Here is a 14,662-nt window from a genome sequence, read left to right on the forward strand (position 1 = left end):
GATTACATTATTTGAAATTCAGACATTTGTACCATAACTGCAATTAAATTTCTTAACTTATTTTCAACAGAAATTCGCATCGCTTCATCAGTTGGGTTGCTTAAAAAATTTGTGTATTCTACTGTCCATTCAAAATCGGGTAAACCAGGAATTAAAATGTCTTTTAGAGCGTCTATCTGTTGTTGTGCAATTGGGTAATTAAATAATTGGTTAGATAACTCAGTTATTAAAACATTTGGATTTTCTGCATTTGTAATTTTAGAAGCAATTAATAAAACGGGTACTAAAGCAGGTACTGTATATTTTTTTTCATCAATCACTAAATCACCTCCAGTAACAATTATTCTACAATAGTCTAATCTTTTAGGTAATAAATAACTATTTATCCAACTTTTATAAAATAAAGGTTCTTGGTAATAGGCTTTCCAACCAGCAACATCTGGATGATGGAATATAGATTGGTTTAAATCTGTAGCCGCTAAATACAAGACCAAAGCAAAACTATATTCTAAATTTACTGAAATTTTTGGAGCTGTAACCAATAATGATTTTGTAACAGAAAACATTAAATCAATAGGACTTTTTACCATACAAAACGTGTTTTCAAAGAAATGTTCTGATGAAAGTAATGTTTTTAAAGCAGGAACGATGTCATAGTTGTTATTCCTAATTATTTCGGCCAAAGGTTCAATAACATTCGTTTCAATTTCTGTGGATATTTCTGCACTGATAAACCATTTATAAAGTTTTCTAGTTATAAATCTAGAGCATTCATCTTGTTCAAAAATTTTATCAATTAAATCTTTGTACTCATTCTCGCCATTTTCAGAAATTACAGCATTATTAAATCGATGAGAAAGTACTTTGTCACCTTTTGTATGTCTATTATTTGTAAAATAGGCATTTAGTGTATCTGTATGAGCTAAACCTCTCGATCTCCAACCAGTTAGTACTTTAGAGATTGCTAGAACATCATCTTCTGTATAATTTGTATAATCTCCATTACCCAAAGCAATCCCTTTTCCAATCGTAAAAAGTTCTAATAATTCTCTAGAGTAATTTTCATTTGGGGCAGCATCAGAATTTTGATTGCCACTCAAATAAATGAGCATGTTTGGGTCTACAGTTATTTGTTTTACGAGCTCTTTAAAATTTTTTAAGGAGTTGGCTCGTAAAACATTCATGTAGTAATATTCTCTGTGTGGGTTTATGTTTTCTGACACAAAATGATTGTGCCAAAAAAGAGTTAGTTTTTCTCTAATAGACATTTCTGCATCTTGCATTTGCAGAAAAGACCAAGCATATAGTGATCGATTTCTAGATCTATAAATTTTAGGTCTACTTTCACCAGCAGAAATTTCTGGATATGCAGGTGCATTTACCCAAGTCTCCCCGTAATTTGCTCCAGGGTCATTTATTTCATCATTTCTATTGTTAGTGCCATCAAATTGATATTTTAAAGGCGGACTTGGTAAAGGTTTTTCTTCAAAAAGTTTGTTTATTGTAGCTGTTAAGCCTAATGAAACAGAAGTTTTAACCAAATCTTGTGTTACACCGAAAGAAGTTCTATTTAATAGGTGTCTTGCTTCTTTGGAAGAGAAATTACCAGAATAAGGTGCTAAATATGGCATAGTTTAGTTTAAATTGATGAAAACCAATATTGTATCGTCTCAAATTTAATCTAAATTATTTGAAACCACAAATATTGATTTTGTGGTTGTTAGACCTTTATAATTTAAAAAGGTTTAAAGTTTAGACCAAATAATCTTTAGCACTTTCTAGAGCTTTTGTAATTCCTGCAGGATTTTTACCTCCAGCAGTAGCAAAGAAATTTTGTCCACCTCCACCACCGTGAATTAATTTACCCAATTCTCTCACTACTTTACCAGCATCATAACCACGTTCATTTGCTAATTCTTTAGAAATATAACAAGTTAACATTGCTTTTTCTTTGGATGGAGCAGCACCAAATAATAAAAATAAATTCTGATGCTCTTTTCCAATTTCAAAAGCAAGGTTTTTTATTCCATTTGGGTCTAAATCTATTTTGGTTGCTAAAAACTGAACACCATTTATTTGTTGTAGTTGGTTTTTTAATTCACTAGATAAATTTTTAGCTTTATCTCTTAACAATTGTTCAACTTGTTTTTGTAATGCAGTATTATCCTCTTGTAGTTTTTGTACAGCTTTTACAGGTTCTTTAGCGTTGTTTAGTAAGTCTTTAATTTCAAATAAAGTTTTATTGTTTTCTGAGTAGAAATCTTTAACAGCATCATTTGTTATGGCTTCAATTCTTCTAATTCCTGATGCTACAGCACCTTCAGATTTGATTTTAAAATGCCAAATATCGCCAGTGTTTTTTACATGTGTTCCGCCACAAAGTTCAATAGATTTACCGAATTTTATGGCTCTTACTGTATCGCCATATTTTTCTCCAAATAAAGCCATTGCTCCATCTGCAATTGCTTTTTCCATAGTGATATTTCTATTTTCTTCTAGAGCAAGTTTCCCTGCGATTCTTGCATTTACAAAATTTTCTATATCACGTAATTCATCTACAGTTAATTTAGAAAAGTGTGAAAAATCAAAACGTAAATACTTAGAATGTACGGCAGATCCTTTTTGCTCAACATGTGTTCCTAGAATTTCTCTTAATGCTTGGTGTAAAAGATGGGTTGCTGTGTGGTTGCATTCAGTTCTGTTACGTTGTTTTTTATCTACTACCGCTTTAAAATTTTCATTTAAATGTTTGGGTAAGTTTTTTGTAAAATGTATGATAACATTGTTTTCTTTCTTGGTATCTAAGATATATAAAACATCTCCTTGTATAGTTTCTAAATATCCTTTATCACCAACTTGTCCTCCACCTTCTGGGTAAAAAGGAGTTAAGTTAAAAACGAGCTGATACATTTCTCCGTCTTTTTTAGACGTTACTTTTCTGTATCTTGTAATTTTTACATTTGCCTCTAAAGTATCATAACCAATAAATTCTTGCACAGAATCATCAACTAAAATAATCCAGTCTTCTGTTGATGTTTCACTGGCAGCTCTAGATCTGTTTTTTTGTTTTTGAAGTTTGTCTTGAAACCCTTTTTCATCTAAAGTATATCCCTTTTCAGATAAAATTAAGGCAGTTAAATCAACAGGAAATCCAAAAGTATCAAACAATTCAAATACTTTTTCGCCAGAAATTTCTTTTGATTTTGAAGATGAAATAATGCCATCCAATAGTAATAAACCTTGGTCTAAAGTTCTTAAAAATGAAGTTTCTTCTTCTCTAATAACGTTTTCAATTAATTGTTTTTGTACTTTTAATTCAGGGAAAGCATTGCCCATTTTTTTACTTAAAACATCAACCAATCTATAAATAAAAGGTTCTTTTTTGTTTAAAAAGGTAAAACCATAACGAACTGCTCTTCTTAAAATCCTTCTAATCACATAGCCTGCTCCTGTATTGCTTGGTAATTGTCCATCAGCAATAGAAAAAGCGACAGCTCTAACATGATCAGATATTACACGAGTAGCTATATCTTGTTCTAATTTTTTACCATATTTTACATTGGTAATTGTTTCTATTTCTCTAATTAGTGGGGTAAAAACATCAGTATCATAATTAGATTGCACGTTTTGTAAAACCATACACAAACGTTCAAAACCCATTCCTGTATCAATATGCTTATTTGGTAAATCTATTAGTTTTCCATTGGCTTTACGATTGTATTGCATAAAAACAAGGTTCCATATTTCCACAACATGAGGGTGGTCTTCATTAATCAAAGTACGTCCGTCAATTTTTGCTTTTTCTTCTGCAGAACGAATATCAACATGAATTTCAGAACAAGGTCCACAAGGTCCTTGATCTCCCATTTCCCAAAAATTATCTTTTTTATTTCCTTTTAAAATTCGGTCTTCAGGAATCAGTTTTTTCCAGATGTCAAAAGCTTCAGTGTCCATTTTTAAATTGTCAGCATCTTCAGAGCCTTCAAAAACGGTTACATATAAAATATCTTTGTCAATTTTGTATACCTCAGTCAATAATTCCCAAGCCCAAGCAATTGCTTCTTCTTTAAAATAATCGCCAAAAGACCAATTGCCCAACATTTCAAATAACGTATGATGATAGGTGTCATAACCAACTTCCTCTAAATCGTTATGTTTACCAGAAACACGTAAACATTTTTGAGAATCTGATATTCTATTCTTTTTTGGAACTCCGTTGCCTAAAAAATATTCTTTAAAAGGTGCCATTCCAGAATTAACAAATAGTAAAGTTGGATCATCTTTTGTAACCATAGGAGAAGAAGGAACAATTAGATGTTCTTTTTCTTTAAAAAAGTTTAAAAATGTAGCACGTACGTCTTGTGATTTCATAGAATAGTGGTTTCCAACAAGGTTGAATTATGTTAAATTATTTTTAAAAAGAACTGCTAAAAAAAAGACAGTTACAAAACATTTTGTAAATTTGAGAGCTACCAAATATAATACACTCATTTAAGAGCACAAAAATAATATAATTCCCATTATGGCAAAAGTAAAATATTATTACGATGCAGACACTCTTTCTTACAGGAAAATTACTGTAAATAAAGGTGATTATTATAAGAAAACTGTTTTCGGAATTTTAGCTGTTTTTTTAACGGCATTGATAGGTTTTATTGTTTTTAGTCAGTTTATTATGTCACCCACAGAACGTGCACAAAAACGAGAGTTAGAAAACTTAAAATTGCATTATGAGTTACTCTCTAGACGAATGCAAGAAGGAGCATCAATTTTAGCAGAACTTCAAGAGCGAGATAATAATATTTACCGAATTTATTTTGAAGCAAATCCAATACCTGATGAACAAAGAAAAGCAGGTTTTGGGGGCGTAAATAGGTATCAATACTTAGATGGTTTTGAGAACTCAACCATGATTACAAAACTAACAAAAGATATTGATGTACTTTCTAAACAATTGGTTGTACAGTCTAAATCTTTAGATGAAATAGTTGCACTAGCCAAAGAAAAAGAAAAAATGTTAGCTTCTATACCTGCAATTTTACCAGTTGAGTTAAAAGATTTAACAAGAATGGCATCTGGATTTAGTATGAGAATGCACCCCATTTTAAAAATTAGAAAATTTCATAAAGGAATGGATTTTACAGCAGCAATTGGAACACCAATTTATGCTTCTGGAAACGGAACTGTTACAAGAGCAGAAAGAAGTGCCACTTATGGAAATGTTGTTTATATTGATCATGGTTATGGATATAAAACTATTTATGCCCACATGAGTAGGATGAAAGCTAGAAAAGGAAGCAAAGTAAAACGTGGAGACTTAATTGGATATGTTGGTAATACAGGTAGATCTGTTTCTTCTCATTTACATTATGAAGTTCATAAAAATGGCAGAGCTGTTAACCCTATCAATTTCTATTATGGCGATTTAACTCCAGAAGAGTTTGCAGCAATGCAGAAGGCCTCTGAAGAAGAAGGGCAGTCTTATGACTAATAAATTTGTGTAATTGTTTAATTGTTGAATCGTATTTGCAATTACACAATTACACAATTACACAATTACACAATTATACAATTATGTATGTAGATTTACCAGAAAAGAGGTATTACAAAATAGGCGAAGTTGCAAAGGCATTTGACGTAAATACATCTTTGGTACGTTTTTGGGAAAAAGAGTTTGACATTATCAAACCAAAAAAAAATGCAAAAGGAAATCGTTTGTTTACACAAGAGGATGTTAAAAACTTTAAATTAATATTTAATCTAGTAAAAGAAAGAGGTTTTACTTTGGATGGTGCAAAACAAAAATTAAAAGAAAACCCAGAAACTACTGTTAGTAATTTTGATATTATCAGCAGATTAGAAGTAGTAAAGGCAGAATTGAATAAAATTAAAGATCAACTCTAATATTTTTTCTAATATAGTCTCTAATTACAGGATAGGTAACAATATCTTTTATATTCTCAACAATATTGGGTACTATTGTATAACAAAAATCAATCAATCAAAACTTAAAATTTAGAATCATGAGTAAAAAAGTAATTTACATTATAGCTATTTTAGTGTTTGGCTACGTTATTTACAATTTCGGAAAAGGATTTAATAACACAGCAGTTGTTTTACAAGAAGATGCAAAAACAACTTGGTCTAATGTAGAAAGTTCTTACCAACGTAGAAACGATTTAATTGGCAATTTGGTAAAAACAGTTCAAGGAGCAGCAGATTTTGAAAAAGAAACTTTAACAGATGTAATTAATGCAAGGGCAAAAGCAACCTCTGTAAATATTAATGCAGGAGATTTAACACCAGAAAAAATGGCTCAGTTTCAACAAGCTCAAGCTGGTATGAGTGGAGCATTATCTAAATTATTAGTTTCTGTAGAACGTTATCCTGATTTAAAAGCAAATGCTAATTTCTTAGAATTACAAAGTCAATTAGAAGGTACAGAAAATAGAATTAATGTTGCTAGAGATCGTTTTAATGAAGGTGTAAATAAGTATAACAAACATATAAAAGTCTTTCCAAATTCTTTGTTAGCAGGTTTGTTTAATTTTGATGAAATGAATCGTTATAAAGCAAATGCTGGTTCTGAAAATGCACCAGATGTTAATTTCGATTTCAAAAATAAAAACTAATATAAATGTCTAAAGTAGAAGCATTTCTTTCTCCTGAAGAAGAACAAGAAATTATTTCTGCGATTAGAGTTGCAGAAAAAAATACTTCTGGCGAAATACGCGTTCATATTGAAGCTCATTCAGAGAAAAATCATAATGAACGTGCCTTAGAAGTATTTTATCTGTTAAAAATGAACAATACAAAAGATCAAAATGGCGTATTGATTTATGTTGCTGTAAAAGATAAAAAGTTTGTTATTTATGGCGATAAAGGAATCAATGAAGTTGTTTCTAAAGATTTTTGGGATGCTACCAAAGATGTAATACAAAATCATTTTAAAGAAGGTAATTTTAAACAAGGAATTGTTGATGGAATTTTAAAAGCAGGAGAAGAACTACAAAGTCATTTTCCTTGGCAAACTGATGATGAAAATGAACTTTCTAATGAAATTTCTAAATAATGATGATTAGTAAGCAGTTTTCAATAAGCAGTTTTCCGTCAGCAATTTTATCAAAAAAATTGTTGTTAATTTTTGTATTTGTACTTTCTTTAAACTCCTTTTCTCAAGGCTATACAATTCCTGAAAAACCAAAATTTCAAACGAGTGTTTATGACTATATTGAGTTATTAACACCCTACCAAAAAACGACTTTAGAAAACAAATTAGTTCGATATTCAGACACAACATCCACACAAATTGTAGTGGCTATTATTGCTTCTACTCAAGGAGAAAATATTGCTTATTTAGCTGCGAATTGGGGCGAAAAATGGGGTATTGGACAAGCTAAAGAAGATAATGGTGTTTTAATGCTATTGGCAAAAAACGACAGAAAAATAACCATACAAACAGGGAAAGGTACAGAACACTTATTAACAGATTTTCAATCGAAAAGAATTATTGAAAGAGTCATTATTCCTGAGTTTAAAAAAGGAGATTATTATAGCGGATTAAACAAAGGTTCAGATTATATATTTAAAACTTTAAACGGAGAATTTAAAGGAACACGTAAAGTGAAATCAGAAGGTTTTGATCCAGGAATTATTATTTTTATCATTATAGTTTTCATCATTTTTATTTTAATTTCTAGAGGAAATAAAAATAACGGAAGTAGAGGTAAACGTTTTAGTAGCGGTTCTATTTTAGATACCATTATTTTAAGCAATGCTGGTAGACGTGGAGGAAGTTTTGGTGGTGGTTTTGGTTCTTCTGGAGGAGGTTTTGGAGGTTCTTCTGGTGGTTTTGGAGGTGGCTTTGGAGGAGGAAGCTTTGGTGGTGGAGGAGCTTCTGGAGGTTGGTAAACTCTATTTTTCTATAAAAATAAATAGATAAACATAAAATAAACCCTTCAGATTTTTATTCTGAAGGGTTTTTAATATATTTAAAAATGATAAAAAAAATAGCGGTTATTTTCAGTTTCTTATTGTGTGTTAGTTGTCAAAATTTTGGGAAGCTACAATTAATTGCTAGTTTACCTAATGACTTAGAAGAAGTTTCAGGGACAGAAATAGTTGCTAAATCTGATTTAATTTGGATGCTAAATGACAGTGGAAATAAATCAAAAATATATGGAGTTACCCAAAAAGGTAAAATTAAAAAAGAGTTAACAATAAAAGCAAAAAATAACGATTGGGAAGATTTAACATCTGATGATAAAGGAAATATTTATATTGGCGATTTTGGAAATAATGAATGTAAAAGAAAAAACCTTGTTATTTTAAAAGTGAAGCATAAAGATGTATCAAAATCTAAAAAGATAGCAGTAGATAAAATTAAGTTTTATTACCCAAATCAAACAAAATTTCCTCCTAAAAAGAAGCAGTATTATTATGATGCAGAATCATTTTTCTATTTTAATAACTTCTTTTATATTTTTACTAAAAGTAGGGTTAAAAGTAAATTCGGTAAAACATCATTGTATAAAATTCCTGCTGTAAAAGGGAATCATAAAGCAGTGTTTATATCAGAATTTAATCATTGTAAAGAAATGGATTGTTGGATTACTTCTGCAGATATTTCTCAAGATGGTAGTAAAGTAGCTTTGCTTTCTCCTTCATCTGTTCTTGTTTTTTCTGATTATAAAAATGACGATTTTTTATCAGGAAAAGTAACAGAAATCACTTTAAATCATACTTCTCAAAAAGAAGGAATTACATTTAAAACCAATGATGTTTTACTAATTACAGATGAAAAAGCTCATGGAGTTGGAGGTAATTTTTATGAGTTGAAGATTTAAAGACTTGCAAATTTATAAATTAACAAACCCCAACCTAAAACCAAAAGCAAACCTCCCAAAGGTGTAATTGGTCCTAAAAACTTCATTTTTTTGTTATTTGCAGATGAAATAACCAATCCATAAATAGAAAATGAAAACAGAATTATCCCTACAATAAATACATAGATAATATAATTGTTAATTGCAGTTAGAGAGTTGAATTGAGACCCAAAAACTAGCAACACTATAGCATGATACATTTGATATTTTACACCAGTTTCAAAACTTTGTAATTGCTCTTTAGATAATTTTTTCTTTAAAAGATGTGCCCCAAATGCACCAAAAATTACAGCGGTTAAACCAAAAATTGCTCCTGAAATTAATGCTATTTTATCCATTTTTTTTAAAAATTAAATCCTAAATTAAAGGTAAGTCTTACACCATCATTACTATTAAAAACAGCGATATTACCTACAAGTATATTTGCAGCGTTTAAGAATACACCACCTCCAACTGAAGTGTTAAACTGTGTATTATTAAATGTAGTGTTTTGTTGCCCCCAAACTGTACCATAATCAAAACCACTGTAAAGTCCTATTTTTAGAGGAACGATACTTGTTTTTACTTTGCTTAAAAGAAAACGAAGATCTGTTGATTGATACAACGAATTTTTACCGTTAAATCTTTGATTTCTATAACCTCTTAAACCATCATTTCCTCCAATATTTGCTGCTTGGTAAAACTCATAAGATTTATTAAAATTATAATGACTTTTTACTTTGGTAGCTAACACCAGTTTTCCATTAGAAATTAATTTGTAATCAAAAGAAATGGAAGGAATTAAATATGCAAAATTATTGTTATTGTTTAGGTTTGATGTGTATCCTACTTTTAAAGAGGTTCTCATTCCCATTGTTGGAAAAGCTTCATTGTCAAAATTTTCAAACTCGTAACTTGCTTCCGTATTTATAAATTCTTGATTGTTGTAAACTCCATTATTTGCTTGCAACGATTCAGCTATAAATCTGCCAGTTGTTTTTTCTACTTTGTAATTTTGATAATTTATCCCAAATTTAATTTTTGCACCTAAATCTCCCTGCCAATGCAAAAAAGAGCCTGTACTTAATTCTTTTATTCTTACTCTATTAAAGTTTTTATCTTCAGCTCCATTTGCATTTGGATTTGTAGAATTGTTTCCTTTTCCAAAGTAGTTGATGGCAAAATTAGGACTGGTAAACCTTGCTTTTATTCCTAAATTCCAACTTTTAAAAACGTTGGCAAATGCGCTTGCATAATCAAACTCAAAACCATTTGTAGCAAAAAAATAAGAAGCGTTTAAAGTGTGTTGAGAGGTAAAAGGATTTCTCTCAAAACCAAAAGCTTTGTAGGTATTAGAAATCCCAAATTTTAGTCCATCATCTGGATTAAAACCCATAGTTGGAGTTACAAAAAATTGGTTGTTTTTAAGCTTTTTGTAATCGAATACATTTGTTTGATAATGATCCGTTAATTTTTTGCTTCCGTTTTTAGTTACAAAAGTATTTTTCTTTGATTTATAATCGTAAATTTTAATTTTTTTACCATTTATAATGTTATAAGTATCATTGTTTTGCCCTCCAATAATTCTAATTTTTATCAAATCTTTAGCAGTTCCTTTTACAACAAAAGTATCTTTGTCATCCAACCCATAAATCCAAATTTCTTTAGTTTCTAGTTTATTGTATACTTTTTGATGAAAAATAGGACCTTTTTCTCCGTTTTTAATTCTGTAAGCAGTAATTTTAGTTTGTCCGTTTTTTAATCTTTCAATATCAAACCAATCGTCTTTATGAGTACCTTTTACAACTTGAAACTTCTGAATCTCATGAAAGTAAGTATCAGAAATTTGCTGTAAATTATTTCTTCTTCCTTGTAGTTTTTTCTTAATATCAAGTATTGTTACATCATTAACTTCTGTAGGAAAGTGTTTAAAAGCTTTGTCTATAATAGCATCTGTAATGTTTTTTGTAATTAATTTTACTTGAGTGTCCCAATCACTTTTATTTGATTGTGTAATTAATGACATGTCTAATGGATAAGGAGATAAATTAAATTTTTTTGGGTTTTTAATATTTTTACTATAAGCATTCATGGCTTGTAAAGCAGGAATGTAATTTGTTGCATATTTTAACAAAAGACCATCTCCCATAATAGAAAAAGCTTGATCTCTATCTCTAGGAATTGGCCTATAAATGGTTTTTTTATCAACTTTAAAAACAGCCCATCTCCATTGATCTTCATGTCTGTCAAAATCTCCAATTAGCATATCAAACAAACGTGCTTTAATGTAGGCTTTTTCATCTATAAGATGATTTTCATTTTTGCTTAAATTCTTTAATAAGTCATCTGTACTTATTACTTTATTAGCAAAACCAAAGCTAGCTTTGTCTCCATGGCCAGAAGCTGCACGTTCTTCAATCATGTATAGCTCGTTGCCAAATTCTGTATTAAAATGACCCAAACTATTTTGTTTTGGAATGTAATATAAAACAGGGTTTGTATGATAGACACCAATCGCATCAGCTAAAGTACCAATAGTAAAAGGAGCATAAGGATGAGAACCTGTAAAAACATCGTTCAATAAATTTTCTGTTTCAGTATCATTAAATTGCCCTTCTACATATTGATCTTTAAAAGCAACAGCCTGCAAATATTGTACAGCATTTTTACGTAAAGCACGCATTACATATTCTCTGCCATTTTTATCGCGTAATCTTAACGATTTAGATTGATGTCCTCCACCTTTTCTAACAGGTTTTAATCCTCCAAAAAGGGTGTCTAAATCTACAGTTGGTGCATTTACTTTCGTTCCAAAATATTTGCGATAACGTTTTCCCCATAAAAATTGATAAAAACTACTTTTACTAACTTCTTCTTTGGTGTACACTGATGCTTTTTTTTCTGCAAGTGTGTTTTTAGGAAATGTTGTGTAATTTTTTTGAGTATTAGCTGGTAAAACTCCTGTTTCAAATACAATTTTATCGTCTTTTACAGCATAAAATTGTACCTTAGAAGCCCCATCTTTGTATATGTTAAGTTTTGCAAAACCTTGGTTTCCATAAGTAAATTTTGCATTACCACTTAATTTTGTGGGTGTTGTTTTAGAGCCAGAACCACTTACAATTTGTGGTAAATTGTCTTGTACAATGTATTGTAAATTATGATCGTGACCAGAAACAAAAATTGTTTTATCGTTTTCTTGGGCTAGTGTAATAATATGTTTTCTAAGGGTGTTGTACTTTTTATTTTGGACGTCTGTATTTGTCAATCCAGATGTTTTTCTGATTAAATTTTTAACAGAACCCAAAATTGGTAACGGACTTAAATGACTCTTAAAAGAGTATTTGCCTCCATGAGAACCATTGGTAAACATTGGGTGGTGTAAAGCAATAATTGTTGTTTTACCTCTTGCTTTTTTTATCAACCCTTCTAATTCATTCAAGAATTTTGTTCTTGTTTTAATCTCACAATCATCATTAATTGTTGGGTGCTTGTCCCAATTTGTTAAGTACCAATGAGTATCAACAATAATTAAAACGATGTTTTTAGAGATGTTGACTTTTTTTAGCGGACAACCATTTTGTGGTAAAAAAGAATTTTTACCCAATGCTTTTTCTACTAATTTTTCTTCTCTTTTTAAACCTTCTAATCCATTATACCAATCATGATTTCCAGGAATAAATATCGAATTTCCGTTAAATTTTTTAGCAACATCGGTTTGTGCTTCAATTCTTCTTTTTGCTAAAGGATATTTTTTAGATTTTTTCTTTGGGATGCCTGTTTCATATACATTATCTCCTAAAAAAAGTAAGGTTGATTTTTCTGATGCACCTTTTAGATGTTTTTGTAAATAATTTAAAGCAGGAGAATTTTTGGTTAAAGTAGAATTACCAGCATCGCCAATTAAATAAAAAGTATGTTCAATGTTAGCACTATCTTTTTTTATAATTTTAGGTTGGTTTTTTGCAATTTGCTTTTTTAAAGTTGCACAAGCAGCTATCAACAAAAAAAGAAAAGAAAAGAATGAATATTTAAAGATTTTCATAGCTGCAAAATTAACTATTTTAAAATAGAGTTTTTATATCGCTGTAAATCTTCTTTGGTATCTATGTCTACCAAGTTAGTATTTAATTTAGAACTGATAATTTCATTTTTTCTACTATTTATAAATTCTTTAGCACCTTTATCTCCCTGAATCAATAATAAATTAGAAAAATATTTTTCAGGAATAATAGCAGGAACACCAAATTTTTCTCCATAATTAGAGGCAATTATTACTTCTTTGTTTATGTTAAATAAATGAATCATATCTTTTAAATAAGCAACGTCAATAGCTGGCTGATCTGCTAATAGTATAAAAACTCCCTCAAAATTTAAATTATTTGCTTTAAAGTACTGAATTCCAGATACAATACTTGAACTTAACCCGTTTTTAAAATTATTATTTTTAATAAATTCAATATTTTTTGTAGTTGTTTCTGCTTTTATTTTATCAGCATTTGCACCTACAATGCAATAGATAGTTGAAGAAAAAAGGGTTTGTACTTTTTCTAATGTAATTTCTAAAAGTGTTTTTTTATCTATTTTTTCTAATTGTTTTATAGCTTTCATTCTAGATGATTTTCCTGCAGCTAATATTAAAACAGCAATATTTTTCATCGTTTAATTATTGATGTTTCCTGTTAGTTTTCTTAAAGAAAAAGGTTCTTTTTTATGAATTACAGACAAGATTTCTGCAATAATAGAAACTGCAATTTCTTCGGGAGTTTTAGCACCAATATGCAAACCTGCAGGAGTGTAAATAGCATCTAAAAAAACGTCAGAAATATTAGGCACAAACTCAAAGAGTTCGTTAAACAAACGCTCTCTTCTATTTGGTGCTCCTAAAACACCAATGTATTTTGGATTGTATGCAGATAATGAAATTAAGTATTTTAAATCTTGCACGTAACTATGATTCATTATTACAATAGCCGTATTTTTTTCAATTTCTTTAAAGTTTATTGTTTCTGGAGAAGCACCAATAACAGAATTTGCTCCATCAAAGTCTATAAGTTGTTTGCTATCTTTTACAGAGGTAATCACCTCTATTTCCCAGCCTAAATTAGCTGCTATTTTACATAGTTTAACAGCATCATGTTCTGCACCTATAATAATCAACCTAAACCTTGGCTGTATGATTTGTGAAAAAAGTGAAGCCTTATTTTTTACTTGTAAATTAAATTTTTCTGAAAACGAAACTTGTTTTTTATTGTGAAAAGTAATTACAGAACCAAAATTACCAAAAGCTTCATCTTCTTTTACAAAGTAGCTTTCAATCTTTAAATTTTCTCGCTTTAAAGCAGCATCAGAAAAATGATATAATAGGACATCAGTAATTAAAATAGGTTCAATTAAAATATATAATATGCCTTCACAGCCTAGTTTATATCTACCATCATAAGTTATTATTTTGGGTGTATTATCAACAAAAACACTTTTAGCTCTGTGCTTAATTTCTTTTTCTACACAACCACCAGAAACTGCACCAACTGTTGCCAAATCTTCAGAAATTAACATTCTAACTCCAGGTTTTCTATAAGATGAACCTTCTAAATGAACAACAGTTGCCAACACACTTTTCAATCCTTTTTTTTGGTTGATGACAGCTTGTTGAATAATTTCTTTGAGTTCGTGAAACATATATGATACGATTTGCATTTAATAGATCTAACAGGTGTTAAGTTGCTGTTTAGTAGTTATTTATACCTTTTCTATTGAGTTACTGTTTTTTAGTAACTCAATAAAAATTAGTCAAA

Annotated in this window: 12 protein-coding genes; 6 read left to right on the forward strand and 6 right to left on the reverse strand. The window is 29.8% G+C overall.

The window, feature by feature from the left end:
- Positions 1 to 2: 2 nt before the first annotated feature.
- Together Q0731_RS08540 and alaS are read right to left on the reverse strand one after the other, a co-directional pair.
- The gene (locus tag Q0731_RS08540) at positions 3 to 1,631 is read right to left on the reverse strand and encodes a DUF1800 family protein (protein ID WP_299062669.1); all 1,629 of its coding nucleotides are present in this window, start codon (positions 1,629 to 1,631) and stop codon (positions 3 to 5) included.
- Positions 1,632 to 1,752: 121 nt separating this feature from the next.
- Positions 1,753 to 4,371, reverse strand: a complete 2,619-nt coding sequence (alaS, locus tag Q0731_RS08545) for an alanine--tRNA ligase (RefSeq protein WP_299062672.1) — start codon at positions 4,369 to 4,371, stop codon at positions 1,753 to 1,755.
- A gap of 151 nt (positions 4,372 to 4,522) precedes the next feature.
- Between alaS and Q0731_RS08550 the strand changes: the two genes are divergently transcribed.
- From Q0731_RS08550 to Q0731_RS08575, 6 genes are all read left to right on the forward strand, one after another.
- A complete protein-coding gene (locus Q0731_RS08550) occupies positions 4,523 to 5,491 on the forward strand; it encodes a M23 family metallopeptidase (protein WP_299062675.1) in 969 nt (322 codons plus the stop codon).
- 83 nt (positions 5,492 to 5,574) lie between these two features.
- Entirely contained in the window at positions 5,575 to 5,904 is a 330-nt protein-coding gene (locus Q0731_RS08555) for a MerR family transcriptional regulator (RefSeq protein WP_299062747.1), read from the forward strand.
- A 119-nt stretch (positions 5,905 to 6,023) separates the two neighbouring features.
- Positions 6,024 to 6,632: a LemA family protein gene (locus Q0731_RS08560; protein WP_299062678.1), complete on the forward strand. Its 609-nt coding sequence runs from the start codon at positions 6,024 to 6,026 to the stop codon at positions 6,630 to 6,632.
- Between the two features lie 5 nt (positions 6,633 to 6,637).
- Complete coding sequence (locus Q0731_RS08565) at positions 6,638 to 7,072, forward strand: TPM domain-containing protein (RefSeq protein WP_299062680.1); 435 nt, start codon at positions 6,638 to 6,640, stop codon at positions 7,070 to 7,072.
- Positions 7,072 to 7,911, forward strand: a complete 840-nt coding sequence (locus Q0731_RS08570) for a YgcG family protein (protein ID WP_299062683.1) — start codon at positions 7,072 to 7,074, stop codon at positions 7,909 to 7,911. The genes Q0731_RS08565 and Q0731_RS08570 overlap by 1 nt, the downstream gene beginning before the upstream one ends.
- A gap of 86 nt (positions 7,912 to 7,997) precedes the next feature.
- Positions 7,998 to 8,846, forward strand: coding sequence for a hypothetical protein (locus Q0731_RS08575; RefSeq protein ID WP_299062687.1), 849 nt, complete (start codon positions 7,998 to 8,000; stop codon positions 8,844 to 8,846).
- On the opposite strand, the gene Q0731_RS08580 is transcribed toward Q0731_RS08575, so the two are convergent.
- The 4 genes from Q0731_RS08580 to Q0731_RS08595 are packed head-to-tail and all read right to left on the reverse strand — an operon-like array spanning position 8,843 to position 14,546.
- Positions 8,843 to 9,223, reverse strand: a complete 381-nt coding sequence (locus tag Q0731_RS08580) for a DUF423 domain-containing protein (protein WP_299062690.1) — start codon at positions 9,221 to 9,223, stop codon at positions 8,843 to 8,845. The genes Q0731_RS08575 and Q0731_RS08580 overlap by 4 nt on opposite strands.
- Positions 9,224 to 9,228: 5 nt before the next feature.
- Complete coding sequence (locus tag Q0731_RS08585; protein WP_299062693.1) at positions 9,229 to 12,909, reverse strand: metallophosphoesterase; 3,681 nt, start codon at positions 12,907 to 12,909, stop codon at positions 9,229 to 9,231.
- A gap of 14 nt (positions 12,910 to 12,923) precedes the next feature.
- On the reverse strand, positions 12,924 to 13,523 hold the full coding sequence (locus tag Q0731_RS08590) for a nucleotidyltransferase family protein (protein ID WP_299062696.1): 600 nt from the start codon (positions 13,521 to 13,523) through the stop codon (positions 12,924 to 12,926).
- Between the two features lie 3 nt (positions 13,524 to 13,526).
- The gene (locus tag Q0731_RS08595) at positions 13,527 to 14,546 is read right to left on the reverse strand and encodes an XdhC family protein (protein ID WP_299062699.1); all 1,020 of its coding nucleotides are present in this window, start codon (positions 14,544 to 14,546) and stop codon (positions 13,527 to 13,529) included.
- Between the last annotated feature and the right edge of the window lie 116 nt (positions 14,547 to 14,662).

The organism is uncultured Polaribacter sp. (assembly GCF_947497695.1).
Classification (GTDB): Bacteria; Bacteroidota; Bacteroidia; order Flavobacteriales; family Flavobacteriaceae; genus Polaribacter.

Coding starts and splice junctions, on each gene's coding strand:
- Q0731_RS08540 (WP_299062669.1), bottom strand. CDS start 1,631: ATGCCATATTTAGCACCTTATTCTGGTAATTTCTCTTCCAAAGAAGCA.
- alaS (WP_299062672.1), bottom strand. CDS start 4,371: ATGAAATCACAAGACGTACGTGCTACATTTTTAAACTTTTTTAAAGAA.
- Q0731_RS08550 (WP_299062675.1), top strand. CDS start 4,523: ATGGCAAAAGTAAAATATTATTACGATGCAGACACTCTTTCTTACAGG.
- Q0731_RS08555 (WP_299062747.1), top strand. CDS start 5,575: ATGTATGTAGATTTACCAGAAAAGAGGTATTACAAAATAGGCGAAGTT.
- Q0731_RS08560 (WP_299062678.1), top strand. CDS start 6,024: ATGAGTAAAAAAGTAATTTACATTATAGCTATTTTAGTGTTTGGCTAC.
- Q0731_RS08565 (WP_299062680.1), top strand. CDS start 6,638: ATGTCTAAAGTAGAAGCATTTCTTTCTCCTGAAGAAGAACAAGAAATT.
- Q0731_RS08570 (WP_299062683.1), top strand. CDS start 7,072: ATGATGATTAGTAAGCAGTTTTCAATAAGCAGTTTTCCGTCAGCAATT.
- Q0731_RS08575 (WP_299062687.1), top strand. CDS start 7,998: ATGATAAAAAAAATAGCGGTTATTTTCAGTTTCTTATTGTGTGTTAGT.
- Q0731_RS08580 (WP_299062690.1), bottom strand. CDS start 9,223: ATGGATAAAATAGCATTAATTTCAGGAGCAATTTTTGGTTTAACCGCT.
- Q0731_RS08585 (WP_299062693.1), bottom strand. CDS start 12,909: ATGAAAATCTTTAAATATTCATTCTTTTCTTTTCTTTTTTTGTTGATA.
- Q0731_RS08590 (WP_299062696.1), bottom strand. CDS start 13,523: ATGAAAAATATTGCTGTTTTAATATTAGCTGCAGGAAAATCATCTAGA.
- Q0731_RS08595 (WP_299062699.1), bottom strand. CDS start 14,546: ATGTTTCACGAACTCAAAGAAATTATTCAACAAGCTGTCATCAACCAA.